The following is a 17,826-nucleotide window of genomic DNA, read 5'->3' as shown; positions in this document are numbered from 1 at the left end:
TGTTCCCTTATTGGTAGACGTCGTGCTTGTGTGCCTTGGAAGCAGGCTGCTGTTGCGACGATTTGGCCTGCTCGACAGGGTCCATGTTCTCGTCGGGCAGGTACAGCGGGCCTTTTTGACCACAAGCCGACAAGAGACAGGCAACCGCGACGAGCGCAGCAAGGGAAGAGATCAGGCGCTTCATGGCGAAATCCTTGAAAATGCATTAATTGCGCCGGAGTATACCGGCCACCCGACAGCTTGCCTATGCAACGGCCCACCCGTCCGGCGGGGCTTGGCTTGATGTTGGTCGGCAGGATGCAATCCCACAGGTCGTTATTCTTTGCAATCGACAAGACTCGCCCGTATCTTGCGGCGCTTGAGCCTGATCAGACAATTTTTGAGGTTGCCGCAATGAGTTTGACTGAAGCCCGTTTCCACGATCTGGTCGATGAAACCCAGGAAAAGCTGGAAGACATCTTTGACGACAGCGACCTGGATGTCGATCTGGAAAGTTCGGCCGGTGTGCTGACCGTCAAGTTCGAAAACGGCAGCCAGTTGATCTTCAGCCGCCAGGAGCCGCTGCGTCAGCTTTGGCTGGCAGCCGTGTCCGGTGGTTTCCACTTCGACTACGACGCAGAAAGCGAGCGCTGGATGTGTGACAAGAGCGAAGAGCAACTGGGCGAAATGCTCGAGCGCATCGTCAAGCAACAGGCTGACGTCGAGCTCGATTTCGAAGGCCTGTGAGATCGTGACCCAGCCAGCACCCGCCCGCCCGCCCAAGCCGCTCTACAGCAATGTCAGCCCGGCGGTCCCGTCGCCGTGCAGCGGTGTGTGTCGGCTGGATGAGCAGAAAGTCTGCCTGGGCTGCTTTCGTCATGTCGAAGACATTCGCGAATGGCGCTCGGCTGATGATGCGCGTCGTCGGGTGATTTGCGCGCAGGCTTCGCAGCGCAAACAGGGCTCCGGGCCATGACTTGTATATTTTTTGAGCTGTGATAGTGTCCGGATACGCCTCAACCCATCGAGGCTCGTGAAAACCCCGCCTTCTTCTGGCGGGGTTTTGCTTTTTTCGTGCAGAAGAAAGGAGTCTGCCCTGATCATGACCGCACCTTCCATCACCCTTACCCGTCTGGACGTACAACGTCTGGAGCGCCTGATCGACAGCCTGGACGACACGCTGCCGGGCGTTATCGCGTTGCAAACCGAACTGGATCGCGCCGATACGGTGGTCGGACACGATGAAGTGCCCGCCGATGTCGTGACCATGAACTCCCGGGTGCATTGCCGTGAAGAAGGCAGCGGCAAGGACTATCACCTGACGCTGGTCTACCCGAAGGATGCCAACGCCGACGAAGGCAAGATATCCATTCTGGCGCCTGTCGGCAGTGCGCTGCTGGGTCTGAAGGTCGGTCAGCACATCGACTGGCCGGCTCCCGGTGGCAAGACCCTGAAGCTGACCTTGCTGGAAGTCGAATCGCAACCGGCCAATGGTGGCGACTTCCCGGAATGACCCCGTCAGACCTGATCGAGCGCCTCGTTCAGTGCGCGCTCCAGGTCGGCTTTGTATCTCAAGTACAAATGAGTGGAACTTTGCGCATCACCGAGCAGGCCTGACAGGTCGAGATCGGTGATGTAGCAGCGGTAGCGTTCGGTTTCCCGGCGCTGCCCGACGATTTCCCGGGCGACCACGCTGAACAGCTGGCCGCCGTGCTCAAGCTCCGAAAACTCCCGTTGATTGCAATACAGCGTGACCTGCACCTGATCGGGTGCGGCCTTGCCGATGATCGCCTGGACATCGTAGAACGGTTTATTGACCGGGGTTTGCGGTGTAGGTCGGGCTTCAATCCGGCGTGCCCGTCCCGGACCCGACGGCAACAGTTGGCAATACAACGTGTCCAGGTTCAGGGGCTGGGTTGTTTCCATTGGCAACGAGGCTTCGCGCCGATACTGGATCGATTGCAGGAAGCGCTGCAGCGGCACCAGCAGGCTTTGTTCGTCGTGCCAGGGCAAACGTTGCTGCCACAGGGCATTGAATTCATCCAGCACGTACACATCGGCCTGATCTTCATTGACCCGGTAGAACACTTGAATGCATTCCGGCTGACCTGTCGGCAGGAACAGCGCGAGGTCGTGGTCTTCCAGCGCATTCGGATCCAGGTGCAGCGGACTGAACCGCTGCCGTTCTTCGCCCAGATACTCGACCAGCGCCGGTAACGTGGCCAAGGCCATGTGCTTCACCTGGCCGGGCACCAGTTCCAGCACGTGGTAATGCTGTTGGACCTGGATCAGGTAACGGTGATTGAGCTGGCTCAGCAGCAGGTTCTGCGCGTTCTCGAGAATTTCTTCCACGCGTTGCGCGATGAATTGCGCGCGGTTGTGGCAGAAGCAACGCACCCGCAGCTTCGGTCGTTGTGATCCGACTGGCAGGTTGTTGAGGTAGTCGCACAGGCAGTCGAGCAGAGCGTGGGGACCGTCGTAGCGGCTGACCAGCACTTCGTTCCAGCTGTTGAGCGTGACCTGATCCAGGGTCAGTACGAGGTTTTCCCTGACACCGGCATAACTCAGGGAGTCGGTGCGTTCGGTGGTCATCAGGATGTTCAGGTCGCGGTGATGCTTGAGCGGATCGATCCCGATGTTGACCAGAATCAGCACTTCGCTTGGCACGCTGGCCCGCAGCAGTGGTTCCTCCGCGACAGTGGCCAGGGGCAGAGCGATGGACTGCTGGAGGCTGCCGAGCAAGTTGAACAATTCGAACTCGCTCAAGTCGCTGGTGCCGGGGTGCAGAGCCAGGCGGGTGCTGCTGTCGATCACGCCGTTGCGGTGGCACCAGGTCAGCAGCTCCAGCAAATGGCGGCTGCGTTTGATCGGCGCGAAATGCTCCCATTCCAGTGCTGTCAGGCTGCCGTTATACAAACCCCATTGATCTTGCCCCGGCTCTTTTTTGTTCGGCGCGTGCACCAGCGTCAGGGTATCTTCGGCCAGGTCCGGAGCAATGCCGGGGTTGATGATTTCGACTTTGCCGGCCTTGCGCTCGAACGCGGCATACAGGCGTCGCCCCAGGATACTGAGATCGCGTTTGTTGATCCGGCTGACCGTTTGTTCGTTGCGGGCGAACTGAGTCAGGAAGCGGTAGCTGTAATTCAGTTCGCTGACCAAGGCCCGCCGCTCAGCGCCGACCTGGCGGACTTTCCACTGGCTGCGACTGTCGAGCAAGGCCAGTTGCCGTTGGTCCCAATGCCATTCACGCGCCAACCGTTCAAGCAACGCGCGTTGCCAGCCCTGGGTTCGACCGCTGGTGCCGGTCAGTTTGCGATTGACCTTCAGATACAGCGCACGGCGCACCAACTCCAATCGTTCGGGTTCATTGCGGGCAATGAGGTATTCCTCGATGCGCCGGTAAACCACGACGTACGGGTCGAGTTCGTCGAGGTCGAGATGGTTGGCAAACACCGCTTGCTTGAAGCGCAGGCTCAGGCAATGAACCCTCGGGTGTTCGCTGGCGTAAACCTCGGTCAGCAACAGCTTGAGCACCGACTTGTAGGGCGATTCGATGCCCTTGAACAGTTGCCAGAGCCCCGCGCCGATAAATTCGCCGGGTGGTATGAACGCCAGATGCCCCAGGTCCAAGGTTTCGTCGGCGCGGATGAAACGTTTGGAAATCAGGGTGTGGGTGTAACGGTCGTAATTTGACTCTTCGTAGACCGGCACCAGCCACCAGATCGGCGTACGCCCGGCCAGCCAGATCGCGGTGCGATAAAACTCGTCCAGCAACAGATAGTGCTGGGTGGTGCCGCAATCTTCCGAACTCAGCTGGGTGTCGCGCTCACCGCGAATGAAGCGCACCGGATCGATCAGGAAGAAGTGCGCCTCGGCGCCCTGACTCGCCGCCCAGGCTTCCAGCAGCTGACATTTTTTGCGCAGCTCCGCGAGTTCGCTCTCATTCAAATCCGATCCGTGGCAGACCCAGACGTCCATGTCGCTCTGATCGGCTTGCGCCAGGGTGCCAAGGCTGCCCATCAGGAACAGGCCATGAATCGGTCGCGGCGGATTACTGCCATGGCGTGGCTTGTAGGAAAACGAGCGGGTCAGGCGCTGGGCTTCGGCCAGGAGATGGGCGTCCGGCTCGAAATTCGACAGCCCGGCCGGTGTGCTGCCCGAAACGTAACCTGGCAATAACGGGTGATTGACGTGGAAAAACAGCGGCAGCAGGGTCAGGACTGCTTGCTGGCGGGTCGACAACCCTTCCATGGCCCGGCCCAGACGGCCTTCGTTGAGTTTCAGAAAGCGTGCGCGCAGCTGGCTCAGAACCTTGCGGTCGATTCCCTCGTCCAGATCGGGGCGGATTTCATGGTTGCGGGTCATGTCAGCTCAAACCGGCTCGCAGGGCGCGGACGTGGGGCTCTTCGGATGAGGGGCAGTTTAGCGCCTAGAGCCGAGGACTTTTAAGCTGATTTTGTTTTTCTGACGTCAGATTTCTATCGGTTGGCGACAAAAAGTCAGGCGAGTGCCCGCGGAAATCCCTGGGACGGGGTTTCCGCGGGCGATGCGGCGGAATTCAGGCAGTTTCTACGGCGTTGAGAATGGTCAGCACGGTTTGCACATTTTGCGCGGCGTCACGACCCAGGCTGGTCAGGTAACCGCCATCAGGCTGGTCGGTCAGTTCTTTTTCAAAAAGGCGTTTGGCGGCGGCAATGTGTTTCGGGGCAGCGGTCTGATGAATTTTCAAACCTTCCTGGGAACTGTCCAGGTTGAAGAGTGCGAGGACTTCCAGTTCGGCAACCAACTCAGGGGTAAGCGACATAAGGACTCCAGACTTTCTTAGGAATTGGACGACAGCGCCCCTAAGGTGAGCCCACTTTCGCGGCATGTCCAGTGCTCGCGACAGGGTTTTTTCGATGGGGGCAGCGTTCCCCGGCGGGAGGCATATCACTGGGGTTGGATCAGTGTAGTCGCGGGCTGACAGGCAGCAGGACGGATTGGCAACAAATTGTGTGGGATAGGCATTTTGTGGCGAGGGAGCTTGCCTGTGGCGAGGGGGCTTGCCCCCGTTCGACTGCGCAGCAGGCGCAAAGCTTTTGGGGCCGCTGCGGCGTTCCGACAAGCGCCCTCGCCACAGTGATCGCGTCGATGCTTACTTCTTTTCCGGCGGCAATTCTGGCAATGCGCGCAGCGCTGCTTCGTACCATTCGGTATTGAACGCGCGGTCTTCTTCGAGGATCGCGTCGATTTCTACCGCCAGAACGTGAGCCATCAGATTGAGGATTTCTTCGCGCTCGTAACCCACCAGGGTCAACTTGTTGAACGTTGCCTTGGCCGCTGGCGGATTGTCGCTTTCGATCTGGTTTTCGATGGCCTGGATCAGGGTGCTTTCGGCGAACTCTTCTTCGTCGTTGTCGATATCGGTTGGCTCGCTCATGGCAGGCTCCTTGGGGAAAGGCGGCCAGTTTACCCGCATTCAGCCGCGTGATGCTGCTGGCAAGAATCCCCGCAGCGTTCTATAAACAGGCACCGCCCACCCCGCACGGCCTGGAGGCTTTGTGATGATCAAGCTTTATGGATTCTGCGTCAGCAACTACTACAACATGGTCAAACTGGCCCTGCTGGAAAAAGGCCTGCCCTTCGAAGAAGTGCCGTTTTACGCTGGTAACAGCCCTGAAGCGCTGGCCATCAGCCCGCGCGGGAAGGTCCCTGTTTTGCAGGTAGAGCAGGGCTATATCAACGAAACCAGCGTGATGCTCGAATACATCGAACAAAGCCAGAAAGGCACGCCGCTGCTGCCGAGCGATCCGTTCGAGCGCGCCCAGGTTCTTGCGCTGGCCAAGGAAATCGAACTGTACATCGAGCTGCCTGGCCGGGCCTGCTACCCGGAAGCATTTTTTGGCATGACCGTGCCGGACGCAATCAAGGAAAAAACCAAGGCTGAATTGCAGCTCGGTATGGCGGCATTGGGCAGGCACGGCAAATTCAGCCCCTACGTGGCCGGTGACAGCCTGAGCGTGGCGGATCTGTATTTCCTGTACAGCGTGCCGTTGGCTTGTGGGGTCGCCAAGAAGCTGTTTGACATAGACCTGCTGGCCGACATGCCGGCAGCCAAGGCGTTGCTGGAGCGTCTGGGGCAAAACCCGAACGTGCAGCGAGTGGCGGCGGACAGGGAGGCGGGCATGCCGGCGTTTATGGCGATGATTGCCGCCAAAAAGTAAACGAGCGGTCGGGGCCAGTGGGGGTGTCTGGAGATTTGTAATCTTTTGACCTACATGGCCCGGGCCCTTGCCTGACAGCGAGTTGAGTCAATGTCGTCGTATCAGGCAACAAACGGGCACTTTCGGGATTTCAGGCAGTGTTTACCTTGAGCATCCAACCTGCGAGGTCAAGGAGACCCCGATGCTCAAGCTCTACGGTTTTGCGGCCAGTAACTACTTCAACATGGTCAAGTTGGCGCTGCTTGAAAAAGACGTGCCATTTGAAACCGTCCCCTTCCATGGGTGCCAGAACCCGCAAATTCTCGCCGTCAGCCCGCGAGGAAAAGTGCCGGTCCTGGAAACGGAACAAGGCTTTTTAAGCGAAACCGACGCCATCCTTGATTTCATCGAAGAGACGCAGCCGGGCATTGCGCTGTTGCCCACAGACCCGTTTGCGCGGGCGGGTGTGCGGGCCTTGGCCAAGGAAATCGAGCTGTACATCGAATTACCGGCGCGAGTTTGTTATGTCGAGGTTTTTTTCGGTGGCAGGCCGACACCCCAGGCCTTGAAGGACAAGGCTGAGAGGGACTTGCTCAAGGGATTCGCTGCGCTGAAGCACCGTGCGCAGTTTGCGCCGTATGCCGCGGGGGAGCAGTTCACGTTGGCCGATCTGTATTTTCTTTACAGTGTTGATCTGGCGGTAGACGTTGGAAAGCGCTTGTTCGGTATCGACTATCTGGCTGACATGCCTGGCGCCGGGGCTTTGCTGGAGCGCCTCGCAGACAACCCCAACGTACAAAAAATCGCGGCCGACAGGCAGGCCGAAGCGCCTGCCTTTCTGGAACGGGTGCGGGCAGTGGGAAACACGAATCGTTGAAGGCACCGAGCCCGATGGATATGGCCATCGGGCTCAGGCGTCATCGTCGTCTTAGCGGCTGGCGAGCAGCGCCTGGCCGCGGGCCACGGCGGCCTTTACTTGCGCCGGTGCAGTGCCGCCGATGTGGTCACGGGCGTTGACCGAACCTTCCAGGGTGAGTACGGCGAACACGTCCTGATCGATCTGGTCGCTGAACTTGCGCAGTTCTTCGAGGCTCATTTCTGCCAGGTCCTTGCCGCTGTCCACACCGTACTTCACGGCGTGGCCGACGATTTCGTGGCAATCACGGAACGGCAGGCCGCGACGTACCAGATAGTCAGCCAGGTCGGTGGCGGTGGAGAAACCACGCAGGGCCGCTTCGCGCATCATGGCGTGCTTGGGCTTGATCGCCGGCACCATGTCGGCAAAGGCGCGCAACGAGTCGCGCAGGGTGTCGGCGGCGTCGAACAGCGGCTCCTTGTCTTCCTGGTTGTCCTTGTTGTAAGCCAGAGGCTGGCCTTTCATCAGGGTCAGCAGGCCCATCAGCGCGCCGAACACACGACCGGTCTTGCCACGTACCAGCTCCGGCACGTCCGGGTTTTTCTTTTGCGGCATGATCGAGCTGCCGGTGCAGAAACGGTCTGGCAGATCAATGAACTGGAACTGCGAGCTGGTCCACAGCACCAGCTCTTCGGAGAAGCGCGACAGGTGCATCATCGCAATGCTGGCGGCCGAGCAGAATTCAATGGCGAAGTCGCGATCGGACACGTTATCCAGCGAGTTGCCGCCGACGGCGTCGAAACCCAGCAGTTGCGCGGTGTATTCACGGTCGATCGGGTAGGTGGTGCCGGCCAGTGCAGCGCTGCCCAGTGGCATGCGGTTGGTGCGCTTGCGGCAGTCGACCAGGCGCTCGTAGTCGCGGCTGAGCATCTCGAACCACGCCAGCATGTGGTGGCCGAAGGTCACCGGTTGTGCGGTTTGCAGGTGAGTGAAGCCCGGCATGATGCTGGCGGCTTCGCGCTCGGCTTGCTCGAGCAGGCCTTTTTGCAGGCGGGTGATTTCGCTCAGGATCAGGTCGATCTCGTCACGCAGCCACAGGCGGATATCGGTAGCGACCTGGTCGTTACGGCTACGGCCGGTGTGCAGCTTTTTACCGGTCACGCCGATGCGGTCGGTCAGACGCGCCTCGATGTTCATGTGAACGTCTTCGAGGTCGATGCGCCAGTCGAACTGGCCGGCCTCGATTTCGCCCTGGATGGTGTTCAGGCCATCGATGATGCTGTCGCGCTCGGCATCGGTCAGCACGCCGACCTTGGCCAGCATGGTGGCGTGGGCGATCGAGCCCATGATGTCGTGGCGATACAGGCGCTGGTCGAAAGTGACGGAGGCGGTGAAGCGGGCGACGAAGGCGTCGACGGGTTCACTGAAGCGGCCGCCCCAGGACTGATTGGTCTTGTCAGTGCTCATGAATTCGCTCGTATCGGCTTGAAGTAGGAAGGCGTGGAACGCTGGCGCGGATAATAACAGGGTTGCCAATCCTGTCGCTGACACTGGTCGACACGTTTTTTCCGGGGGCGCGAGCCCAAGCCAGGGTGAGGCCCGGGCAATTTTGCGGGATGATATTTTTCAATTGATCAATATCGCTCCTGCAACCGTCTACAGTTGGACAGTAGGATCAGCGCACTTCTCGGTGCGGAGGCTGACTACTATTAAGACGAAGGGGTGTTCATATTGCGTATCAGCAAACCCTGTGGCGGTGCATCGCCGATGCGAGCCAGGGCCGCCAATTGCCCGGCAGATGAAAATTTAGCTGTCGGACTCGCGGCACTTTTTGACGCTCGGGCTAGTCTTAGCGTGGATCGCGGTGACGGACGTCACTTCACCTGTCTACGCTATCCTTGTGCGAGACTCACGCAGGAATCCAGCGCAATATGAATGTCCTGATCGTTGATGACGAACCCTTGGCCCGCGAGCGCCTGAGCCGAATGGTCGGCGAGCTGGAGGGATACAATGTCCTGGAGCCAAGCGCCACGAATGGCGAAGAGGCGTTGGCACTGATCGACAGCCACAAACCGGATATCGTTTTGCTCGATATCCGCATGCCAGGCCTCGATGGCCTGCAAGTGGCTGCACGACTGTGCGAACGCGAAACCCCGCCCGCCGTGGTGTTTTGCACGGGCCCCGATGAATTTGCCGTGGAAGCCTTACAGGCCAGCGCCGTAGGCTATCTGGTGAAACCTGTGCGAACTGAACAATTGCATGATGCGTTGAAAGGAGCCGAGCGTCCCAATCGCGCCCAGCTCGCGGCCCTGACCCGCCCTGCTGCCGAAAGTGGCAACGGCCCGCGCAGCCATATCAGCGCCAGAACCCGTAAGGGGATCGAACTGATTCCCCTGGATCAGGTGGTGTATTTCATTGCCGATCATAAGTACGTGACCTTGCGTCACGAGACCGGCGAAGTCCTGCTTGATGAACCGCTCAAGGCCCTCGAAGACGAATTCGGCGACCGTTTCGTGCGAATCCATCGCAACGCATTGGTTGCCCGTGAGCGTATCGAACGATTGCAACGCACACCGCTCGGGCATTTTCAGCTGTTCCTCAAAGGCTTGAACGGCGATGCGTTGATCGTCAGCCGACGCCATGTGGCCGGCGTGCGCAAAATGATGCAACAGCTTTAATTCGCTGCCCGCAGGCGAATTGCACACCCGATTGCCGGACATCCGGGGCCAGGGAGGCCGCGCAGTATCTGATACAAGTCAAAGTGGATTGGGCTGAGCTGTTATTATCCGTCATATCTATTCAGTACGGATTGATCCATGTCCTCTCGCGAAATCCGCATCGCCACCCGCAAAAGTGCGCTTGCCCTGTGGCAGGCCGAATACGTCAAAGCCCGTCTCGAAGAAGCCCATCCGGATCTTCTCGTGACCTTGGTGCCCATGGTCAGCCGTGGTGACAAGTTGCTCGACTCGCCGCTGTCGAAAATCGGCGGCAAGGGCCTGTTCGTCAAGGAACTGGAAACCGCGCTGCTGGAAAACGAAGCCGATATCGCCGTGCACTCCATGAAAGACGTGCCGATGGACTTCCCTGAAGGCCTGGGTCTGTTCTGTATCTGCGAGCGTGAAGACCCGCGCGATGCCTTCGTCTCCAATACCTACGCCAGCCTGGATGATTTGCCTCAAGGCAGCATTGTCGGCACGTCGAGCCTGCGCCGTCAGGCCCAGCTGCTGACCCGTCGCCCGGATCTCGAAATCCGCTTCCTGCGTGGCAACGTCAACACCCGCCTGGCCAAGCTCGATGCCGGTGAGTACGACGCCATCATCCTGGCGGCGGCAGGTCTGATTCGCCTGGGCTTCGAAGATCGCATCACCTCGGCCATCAGTGTCGATGACAGCCTGCCGGCTGGCGGCCAAGGTGCGGTGGGCATTGAATGCCGCAGCGCCGACAGCGAAATTCATGCGCTGCTGGCGCCGCTGCATCACCAGGACACCGCCACTCGCGTCACCGCCGAACGCGCCCTCAACAAACACTTGAATGGCGGCTGTCAGGTACCGATTGCCTGCTACGCCGTGCTTGAGGGTGAACAGGTCTGGTTGCGTGGTCTGGTGGGTGATCCGAACGGGGGCAAGCTACTCAGCGCGCAAGCCCGTGCACCCCGTGAAGCTGCCGAAGCATTGGGCGTGCAAGTGGCCGAAGACCTGTTGAGTCAGGGCGCCGGTGACATTCTCAAAGCAGTCTATGGCGAGGCAGGTCACGAGTGACCGGTTGGCGCTTGCTGCTGACGCGTCCTGCCGATGAGTCGGCGGCGCTCGCCGATTTGCTGGCCGCGCAGGGGATTTACAGCAGCAGCCTGCCGCTTTTGGACATCGTGCCATTGGCGGCCACTGGCACAATACTCCAGGCGGTTCAGACGCTGGATCAATACAGCGCGATCATTGTGGTCAGCAAGCCAGCCGCCCGATTCGGTGTCGAATTGTTGAACCTGCATTGGCCTCAGCCTCCGCGCAACAAATGGTTCAGTGTGGGGGCCGCGACGGCGCAGATTCTTCAGGCTCGGGGGCTGGATGTGAGCTTCCCGGCAGAGGGTGATGACAGCGAAGCTTTACTGAAACTTCCTCAGTTGCTCGAGGCCATTGGCGGCCCTGATCCGCGAGTGTTGATAATGCGCGGCGAAGGCGGGCGCGAATTGCTCGCTGAGCGTTTGCGCACGCTTGGTGCTAGTGTCGAGTATCTGGAATTGTACCGCCGCGACCTGCCGCAATACCCGCCGGCAGCACTGCCCGAAAGAATCGAGGCGGAACGCCTGAACGGGCTGGTGGTCAGCAGTGGACAAGGTTTTGAGCACCTGCATCAGTTGGCCGGCGATGCCTGGCCGCAATTGGCGCAGTTGCCGTTGTTTGTACCAAGCCCCAGGGTTGCCGAGCTGGCACGTGCCGCCGGGGCCAAAACAGTTGTGGATTGTCGCGGCGCGAGTGCCGCGGCTTTGCTGACGGCGTTACGGGAGCATCCCGTGCCCGTTTTCTAATGCAAAGGATGGATACGTGAGCGAAACAGCCTTGCCTAAAGATGACGTGCGGCCGGTGCCTGATGCACCGGTTGATGTACCTGGCGATGACATGCCGCCGCCTGCTGCCGTGCAGCGCCGAGGCAACGGGCTGGCAATCGTCGCACTGTTATTGGGGGCCGCCGGTGTCGCGGTCGGTGGCTGGGGTGTCTGGCAGGTGCGCCACCTGCAGGCCAATAATCAGCAGCAGTTGAGTCAGGTGCAGGCATTGAACGATCAGGCGCAAAGCTTGAAACTCAATGAGGAGCGACTGGCTGCGCGTCTGGCGCAATTGCCTTCGGCCGATGAGCTGGAGTCGCGCAGCCGCCTGGTGATTCAACTTCAGGGCGATCAACAGCGCTTGAATCAACGACTGGAAACGGTCCTCGGCGCAAGCCGCAAGGATTGGCGTCTGGCCGAGGCCGAGCACCTGTTGCGTCTGGCCAGCCTGCGACTGTCCGCCTTGCAGGACATCAGCAGTGCGCAGGCGCTGGTGCAGGGTGCGGATGAAATTCTGCGCGAACAGAATGACCCGGGTTCGTTCGCCGCCCGCGAGCAAGTGGCCAAAACCCTGGTGGCCTTGCGCAGCACCGAGCAACCGGATCGCACCGGGCTGTTCCTGCGTCTCGGTGCGCTACGTGATCAGGTCATCAGCCTCACCGAACTGGCTCCCGAATATAAGGACCGCGGCGATTCGTTGCTCGGCCTGACCGCCGATGGCGATGGTGCCAGTCGCTGGTCGCAATGGTGGGATCAGATCTCGCGCTACATCCGCATCGACTTCAATGCCGACAAAAATGTTCGACCGCTGCTGGCCGGGCAGGGCCTGAGTCAGGTTCGTCTGGCCCTGAGCCTGGCCCTGGAGCAGGCGCAGTGGGCCGCGCTCAACGGTCAGGCCGCCGTGTATACCCAGGCGCTGGATGAAGCGCGGGACGTTCTCAAAGGCAACTTCAACCCGGATAACCCGCAAAGCAAAGTCATGCTGGAGCAGGTGACCGAGTTGAGCGCGCAGCCGGTCACGGTGATCACGCCTGACCTGACGGGTACGCTGAGTGCAGTTCAAGGGTATCTGGAACGGCGCAACGTCAATGCCGAGGACTCCATCAAGCCGCTGCCAAAACCTGCCGCGAATGCTGTGCAGGAGGCCACGCCATGAAACGCCTCTATGTGATCGTGTTCCTCGTGATCGCTGCCGCCGCGGCATTGGGGCTGGCGATTGCCGAGCACTCCGGTTACGTGCTGGTCGCCTACAAGTCTTTCCGATTCGAGTCCAGCCTGTGGGCGACTCTGGCACTGGTGGCGGTGCTGTGGCTGGTGATCTGGGGCATCAAGGCGCTGGTCGAGCTGGTAATGACCTCCAGTGGCGTGGTCAACCCGTGGTCTCGGCGCAACCGCAGCCGTCGGGTGCAGGTCGCAATCGAACACGGCCAGCTGGATCTGGCTGAAGGTCGCTGGGCGAGTGCGCAACGTCATCTGTTTCGTGCCGCTGAAGCCGAGCGCCAGCCGCTGCTTTACTATCTCGGCGCTGCCCGGGCCGCGAACGAGCAAGGGAATTACGAAGAAAGCGACAACCTGTTGGAGCGCGCACTTGAGCGTCAACCCCAGGCCGAGCTGGCCATCGCATTGAATCACGCACAGTTGCAGACCGACCGTGGCGACACTGAAGGCGCCCTGACCACTCTGCAAGCAATGCGCGAACGTCATCCACATAACGCGCAGACCCTGCGTCAGTTGCAGCGCCTGCACCAGCAGCGGGGCGACTGGTCGGCGGTGATCCGTCTGCTGCCGGAGCTACGCAAGGATAAAGTCCTGCCGGCCGCCGAGCTTGTCGAACTGGAACGCCGGGCCTGGGGCGCGAACCTTTCCCTGGCAGCACAGCGGGACGAGGACGGCGCGGTCGGCCAACAGTCACTCGATCGCGCTTGGCAGCAACTGACGTCGGCACAGCGACAAGAGCCGCAACTGGTGCTGGCCTATGCCGAACAGTTGCGACAACTGGGTGCCCAGACTGAAGCCGAGGAAGTCCTGCGTACGGCGCTAAAACGCAACTACAGCAGTCATCTGGCGCGTCTCTACGGACTGGTTCGCGGCAGCGATCCGGCCCGTCAGCTGCAGGTTGCCGAAGGCTGGCTCAAGGATCATCCGACGGACCCAAGCCTTCTGCTGACCCTTGGCCGGCTGTGTCTGCAAAACAGCTTGTGGGGCAAGGCTCGGGATTATCTGGAAAGCAGCCTGCGCGTGGAGCGCAATCCGGAAGCCTGCGCGGAACTGGCGCGGCTGTTGGCGCAGATGGGTGACACCGAGCGCAGCAATCAGCTGTTTCAGGAAGGTCTGGGGCTGCTGGACGAGCGCTTGCTGGCGGCTCCACTGCCGGTACCGGTTCGCGCCTGAAAAGCGCGCATTTGCAGCCACGGGCGAAGCCTGCGCCAGTGGCTGCCATCGTGTCAAAACCCTACGATTTTCACTTTCCTGGGGTGTCTTCAGCAAAGTCCTACAGAGCCCTACGTTTAATCCCCTCGAATGCGTCGGGATTTCCCTACACCTGTGGTGAAGTGTCTCTGGCAATCAGCCTTGAAAGCCTGCCGCGCTTTCCTCTACCGTAACTGTCTGTCTCAACTGTTACGGAAAAGCCATGATTTTGGCCCGCTCACGCTCCTTGTTTTTCATGGCTTTCATCGCCGGTGCCCTGGCGTTGGGCGGCTCCTATTATCTGGAATATGTGATCGGCCTGCGATCCTGCGGTTTGTGTCTGTTGCAGCGTTTTTGCCTGGCGCTCTTTGCCGGCGTCTGCCTGATGGCTTCAATCCATGGTCCCGGTCGCGTCGGCAATTGCCTCTATTGGTTGCTGGCCCTGGGTTGCAGCCTGGCGGGGACCACCACGGCATGGCGACAAGTGTTGCTGCAAAGCAGTCCATCAGTTCATCCAGGGGTGTGCTCAACCAATCTGGCGGAGCTGTTCGCCAGTACGCCTTGGGTGCCTTTAGTGCAGAAGATGTTCAGCGGCACGGTCGATTGTGTGGAAATTTCCTGGACGCTATTCGATTTGAGTATCGCGGAGTGGAGTCTGCTGCTCTTTATCGCCGTGATGATTCTGGCTGTTTCCCAGTTGTGGCGCCTGGTCTGGAGCCGCTGCCTGCGACCGCTCAGCGGCGAGTCGTCGCACCGGGCTCTTATCAGTGATTAAACACTTGTATGAACTTTATCGCCTGAGTACCTTGAAGCCAGTGTCGCGCGGGCATAATCTGGCCCGCACGTGTCATTGGAATTACGTTGCTCGATGACGCTATGCCTGACCGCCCACCGACGTTACAAGAGGCGAGCGGGCGTAGAGCATCTGACCCCCAAGGGAAGAGAGATCACCATGCTCGAAAGTTGTCAGAATGCTCAGGAACGCTGGGGCGGAGTGCACCTGCTGATCGACCGCTGGTTGCAGGAGCGAAAAGAGCTGATCGATGCATACGACAAGCTCGGTGCAAAGCCTGAGGCGCTGAGCGAGAATCGAAAGCCCTTGCAGGAGTTCTGCGGCGTGCTGGTCGATTACGTGTCTGCCGGGCATTTTGAGATCTATGAGCAGCTGACGGGGGAGGCCAAGGCTTTCAACGACAAGCGTGGCCTGGAACTCGCCGAGACGATCTACCCGCGTATCGACGTCATTACCGAGAAGCTTCTCGCGTTCAATGACCTTTGCGATGAAGGCAAATGCGTCGCCGAGAAATTCAAGGAACTGGGCGGGCTGTTACACGAACGCTTTGAGCTGGAAGACTGCCTGATCGAAGTGCTGCATACCGCACACAAGGAAGCCGATTCGGTTCAAGCCTGAATCGCTTCCCGCAAGACCTGAAAACGGTGCGCCAAGGCGCACCGTTTTTTGTGCCCGCGATTTAACGGGTGGCGCCACGTAACTCGACTTCGAACACCAAGGGTGTGAACGGTGCGATCACGTCACCGGCACCCTCGGCGCCATAAGCTTGCGACGAGGGAATCACCAGTCTCCACTTTGCCCCAACCGGCATGTTTTGCAGCGCGCTACGCCACCCGGCAATGACGCTGTCGAGGCTGAACCATTGTGGTTGGCTGCTCTGGTCGAACACCGTGCCGTCGGGTAAGCGACCGATGTACAACACTTGCACCTTGCCGTTCGGTCCTGCCTTGGCGCCATCGCCCGCAGTCAGTTCGGTCAGCAACACGCCATCCGCCAACTCACGCACGCCGGGCCTGGCTTTTTCTTCGGCGAGAAAACGCTGCTCTTTTTCCAGGGCTGCTTCGCTGCGCGGTTCGGCCGATTGCATGGCAACCCGAGCTTCGTGCTCGCTCAGTATCTGTTCGATCTGCTCGTTTTTGGGCGCCAGAGGTTTGCCTTGATAGGCTTGTTGCAGGCCCTCGACCAACGCCTGAAGTTGCAGGTCGGGAACCTCTTGGCGCAAGCGTTCACCCAGGCTCGCACCCAGGCTGTAGGCGAGATCGTGAGCCTCGTTTTCTCGTGTGCTTTCGGCGGCATGGGCCACGGAAAAAAACACGCACAGCGATAAAAAAAAGTAGCGCGACATGGGCACTCTCCGACCGAAATTGCGAACGATTATGCCAGTGAGAATGCGCGCAACGGTGAACTGCTTTTGCATCGGCACAGAAGTTTTTCTGTCCTTTGCAACGCAACGCTTTCGATAGTGTCAACATGCCCTAGCGGCGGTTGCAGCAGAGGTCTAGTATGAGCCGCAACTCACTTCAGCCAGGAGGTAAACCATGTCGGCCACCAAGAAGCCAGTAAACACTCCGTTGCACCTGCTCCAACAACTCTCGAGCAGCCTGCTCGAGCATCTTGAAACCGCTTGTTCCGAAGCCTTGGCTGATGCTGAAAAATTGCTCGCCAAACTGGAAAAGCAGCGCGGCAAAGCGCAAGAGAAACTGCACAAATCCCGCATCAAATTGCAGGACGCCGCAACAGCCGGCAAAGCCAAGGCACAAGCCAAAGCCAAAGGTGCAGTGGGCGATCTCGAGGAGTTGCTTGATGCGCTCAAGGATCGTCAATCGGAAACCCGCGCCTACATTCTGCAACTCAAACGCGATGCTCAGGAAAGCCTGAAACTGGCCCAGGGCGTTGGCCGTGTGCAAGAGGCTGTCGGCAAGGTGTTGACCCTGCGTGCGGCCAAACCAGCTGCTGCGCCTGCAAAGAAAGCAGCCGCCAAACCGGCTGCTGCAAAAGCACCGGCCAAGCCTGCTGCGAAACCCGCTGCTGCCAAGCCAGTAGCGAAAACTGCCGCCGCCAAGCCAGCTGCAAAACCTGCCGCGAGAAAACCCGCTGCCAGCACTGCCAAACCAGCGGCTAAAACCACCGCGGCGAAACCTGTTGCTGCACGGTCTGCTGCTGCAAAAGCTGCTGCTGCCAAGCCAGTCGCCGCTAAAACTGCCGCCGCGAAACCAGCGGCAAAAATAGCTGCAAAACCGGCCGCTAAACCTGCTGCCCGAACCGCTGCCGCTAAACCTGCAGCCAAACCTGTTGCGGCCAAACCCGCTGCCAAGCCAGCGACCAAACCCGCTGCCAAAGCACCGGCGAAACCAGTCGCTAAAACGGCTGCTGCGAAACCCGCCGCTGCCAAGCCTGCGGCAAAACCAGCAGTGAGAAAGCCAGCTGCCGTCAAGCCAGCCACAGCACCTGCGGCCAAACCGGCGACCCCGGCTCCAACCGCAACACCTGCCTCGGCATCCACCCCATCGACAGCTACGTCAGCACCCACGCCGGCGTCTGCTCCGAGTGCAGCAGTGACCTCCCCAACCAGCGCTTCCTAAGTGCCGGTTACCGCGACGCGCAGCTGATGCAGCGCGTCGCGGTCCAGGTGGGCGGCGCCAGCCGTCACGCCTTCAAGCCAGACCGAGAGATCGGTTGCCTTATCCTGCGGCCAATTGTGTGCCGATCGTTCCAGTCGCAATAGCAGATGTCGCTCGGCTTCCAGCTCCAACGCCTTCACCTGTTCACGCAAAGCATGCAAATCGACGTCGTCCGTAGCCGCCGCTTTCCACTGCGTGCGCAAGGCTCGTAACGGTCGAACCACGTCGGCGTCCCAGGACTCGGCCACAGTGCGAAGTTGTTGCAAACGCTGTTCATTGCAGGCAACTCCTCGCTGGCCCAGCCAAGCGGCGCACAGCAGCAGGCAGACGTTAACGCCCGCAGACTGCAATTGCAGGCACGCCTGTTCAACACCCGGTCGGGCGTAAGTACTCAGGGAAAAGCTCCACAGGTCAGAGGACATAGTGCTACTCGCGCCAGTTGCGAG

General features: G+C 59.9%; 20 protein-coding genes and 1 pseudogene. 14 read left to right on the top strand and 7 right to left on the bottom strand.

Annotation, left to right across the window (positions count from 1 at the left end; all coding sequences use genetic code 11):
- Positions 1-7: 7 nt before the first annotated feature.
- Positions 8-184, bottom strand: a complete 177-nt coding sequence (locus CKW19_RS08980) for a lipoprotein (RefSeq protein ID WP_095057580.1) — start codon at positions 182-184, stop codon at positions 8-10.
- Positions 185-393: 209 nt separating this feature from the next.
- Here CKW19_RS08980 and cyaY point away from each other — a divergent pair, with 209 nt between their 5' ends.
- The 3 genes from cyaY to rnk all read left to right on the top strand — a co-directional run bounded on the left by cyaY (position 394) and on the right by rnk (position 1,492).
- Complete coding sequence (gene cyaY / locus CKW19_RS08975; protein WP_095057579.1) at positions 394-726, top strand: iron donor protein CyaY; 333 nt, start codon at positions 394-396, stop codon at positions 724-726.
- Between the two features lie 4 nt (positions 727-730).
- On the top strand, positions 731-955 hold the full coding sequence (locus CKW19_RS08970; protein ID WP_095057578.1) for a DUF1289 domain-containing protein: 225 nt from the start codon (positions 731-733) through the stop codon (positions 953-955).
- A 126-nt stretch (positions 956-1,081) separates the two neighbouring features.
- On the top strand, positions 1,082-1,492 hold the full coding sequence (gene rnk / locus CKW19_RS08960; RefSeq protein WP_095057576.1) for a nucleoside diphosphate kinase regulator: 411 nt from the start codon (positions 1,082-1,084) through the stop codon (positions 1,490-1,492).
- A gap of 5 nt (positions 1,493-1,497) precedes the next feature.
- Here the strand turns inward: rnk and CKW19_RS08955 are convergent, their stop codons facing one another.
- The 3 genes from CKW19_RS08955 to CKW19_RS08945 form a co-directional block, all read right to left on the bottom strand.
- Entirely contained in the window at positions 1,498-4,344 is a 2,847-nt protein-coding gene (locus tag CKW19_RS08955; protein ID WP_095057575.1) for a class I adenylate cyclase, read from the bottom strand.
- A 193-nt stretch (positions 4,345-4,537) separates the two neighbouring features.
- The gene (locus CKW19_RS08950) at positions 4,538-4,783 is read right to left on the bottom strand and encodes a TIGR02647 family protein (RefSeq protein WP_095057574.1); all 246 of its coding nucleotides are present in this window, start codon (positions 4,781-4,783) and stop codon (positions 4,538-4,540) included.
- A gap of 330 nt (positions 4,784-5,113) precedes the next feature.
- Complete coding sequence (locus tag CKW19_RS08945; RefSeq protein ID WP_053163768.1) at positions 5,114-5,398, bottom strand: hypothetical protein; 285 nt, start codon at positions 5,396-5,398, stop codon at positions 5,114-5,116.
- A gap of 124 nt (positions 5,399-5,522) precedes the next feature.
- Between CKW19_RS08945 and CKW19_RS08940 the strand changes: the two genes are divergently transcribed.
- Positions 5,523-6,182 (top strand): glutathione S-transferase family protein, encoded by a 660-nt coding sequence (locus tag CKW19_RS08940; RefSeq protein WP_095057573.1) that lies wholly within the window; start codon positions 5,523-5,525, stop codon positions 6,180-6,182.
- Positions 6,183-6,363: 181 nt separating this feature from the next.
- The gene (locus CKW19_RS08935; protein ID WP_095057572.1) at positions 6,364-7,038 is read left to right on the top strand and encodes a glutathione S-transferase family protein; all 675 of its coding nucleotides are present in this window, start codon (positions 6,364-6,366) and stop codon (positions 7,036-7,038) included.
- Between the two features lie 51 nt (positions 7,039-7,089).
- Here the strand turns inward: CKW19_RS08935 and argH are convergent, their stop codons facing one another.
- A complete protein-coding gene (gene argH / locus CKW19_RS08930) occupies positions 7,090-8,484 on the bottom strand; it encodes an argininosuccinate lyase (RefSeq protein WP_095057571.1) in 1,395 nt (464 codons plus the stop codon).
- A gap of 345 nt (positions 8,485-8,829) precedes the next feature.
- On the opposite strand from argH, the pseudogene CKW19_RS29440 reads away from it, so the two are divergent.
- The 8 genes and pseudogenes from CKW19_RS29440 to rsd all read left to right on the top strand — a co-directional run.
- Positions 8,830-8,952, top strand: a pseudogene (locus CKW19_RS29440) (sensor histidine kinase); the annotation flags it as partial.
- A complete protein-coding gene (locus CKW19_RS08925) occupies positions 8,949-9,695 on the top strand; it encodes a LytTR family DNA-binding domain-containing protein (RefSeq protein ID WP_095057570.1) in 747 nt (248 codons plus the stop codon). The pseudogene CKW19_RS29440 and the gene CKW19_RS08925, both read left to right, overlap by 4 nt.
- Positions 9,696-9,833: 138 nt before the next feature.
- Complete coding sequence (hemC, locus tag CKW19_RS08920) at positions 9,834-10,775, top strand: hydroxymethylbilane synthase (RefSeq protein ID WP_095057569.1); 942 nt, start codon at positions 9,834-9,836, stop codon at positions 10,773-10,775.
- A complete protein-coding gene (locus tag CKW19_RS08915) occupies positions 10,772-11,539 on the top strand; it encodes a uroporphyrinogen-III synthase (protein WP_095057568.1) in 768 nt (255 codons plus the stop codon). The genes hemC and CKW19_RS08915 overlap by 4 nt, the downstream gene beginning before the upstream one ends.
- Positions 11,540-11,555: 16 nt before the next feature.
- The gene (locus CKW19_RS08910) at positions 11,556-12,713 is read left to right on the top strand and encodes a uroporphyrinogen-III C-methyltransferase (protein WP_095057567.1); all 1,158 of its coding nucleotides are present in this window, start codon (positions 11,556-11,558) and stop codon (positions 12,711-12,713) included.
- Positions 12,710-13,948 (top strand): heme biosynthesis protein HemY, encoded by a 1,239-nt coding sequence (locus tag CKW19_RS08905; protein WP_095057566.1) that lies wholly within the window; start codon positions 12,710-12,712, stop codon positions 13,946-13,948. The genes CKW19_RS08910 and CKW19_RS08905 overlap by 4 nt, the downstream gene beginning before the upstream one ends.
- A gap of 241 nt (positions 13,949-14,189) precedes the next feature.
- Positions 14,190-14,741, top strand: a complete 552-nt coding sequence (locus CKW19_RS08900) for a disulfide bond formation protein B (RefSeq protein WP_095057565.1) — start codon at positions 14,190-14,192, stop codon at positions 14,739-14,741.
- 177 nt (positions 14,742-14,918) lie between these two features.
- Positions 14,919-15,377: a sigma D regulator gene (gene rsd, locus CKW19_RS08895; RefSeq protein ID WP_095057564.1), complete on the top strand. Its 459-nt coding sequence runs from the start codon at positions 14,919-14,921 to the stop codon at positions 15,375-15,377.
- Between the two features lie 61 nt (positions 15,378-15,438).
- On the opposite strand, the gene CKW19_RS08890 is transcribed toward rsd, so the two are convergent.
- Positions 15,439-16,104 (bottom strand): FKBP-type peptidyl-prolyl cis-trans isomerase, encoded by a 666-nt coding sequence (locus tag CKW19_RS08890; protein ID WP_095057563.1) that lies wholly within the window; start codon positions 16,102-16,104, stop codon positions 15,439-15,441.
- Between the two features lie 193 nt (positions 16,105-16,297).
- Between CKW19_RS08890 and CKW19_RS08885 the strand changes: the two genes are divergently transcribed.
- Positions 16,298-17,341, top strand: a complete 1,044-nt coding sequence (locus tag CKW19_RS08885; RefSeq protein ID WP_095057562.1) for an AlgP family protein — start codon at positions 16,298-16,300, stop codon at positions 17,339-17,341.
- Here the strand turns inward: CKW19_RS08885 and CKW19_RS08880 are convergent.
- A complete protein-coding gene (locus CKW19_RS08880) occupies positions 17,338-17,802 on the bottom strand; it encodes a TIGR02444 family protein (RefSeq protein WP_095057561.1) in 465 nt (154 codons plus the stop codon). The two genes, CKW19_RS08885 and CKW19_RS08880, sit on opposite strands and share 4 nt — an antisense overlap.
- Positions 17,803-17,826 lie beyond the last annotated feature (24 nt).

This window comes from Pseudomonas sp. Irchel s3f7 (assembly GCF_900187615.1).
Lineage (GTDB): Bacteria > Pseudomonadota > Gammaproteobacteria > Pseudomonadales > Pseudomonadaceae > Aquipseudomonas.
This window is presented reverse-complemented; position numbering and strand designations above follow the sequence as displayed.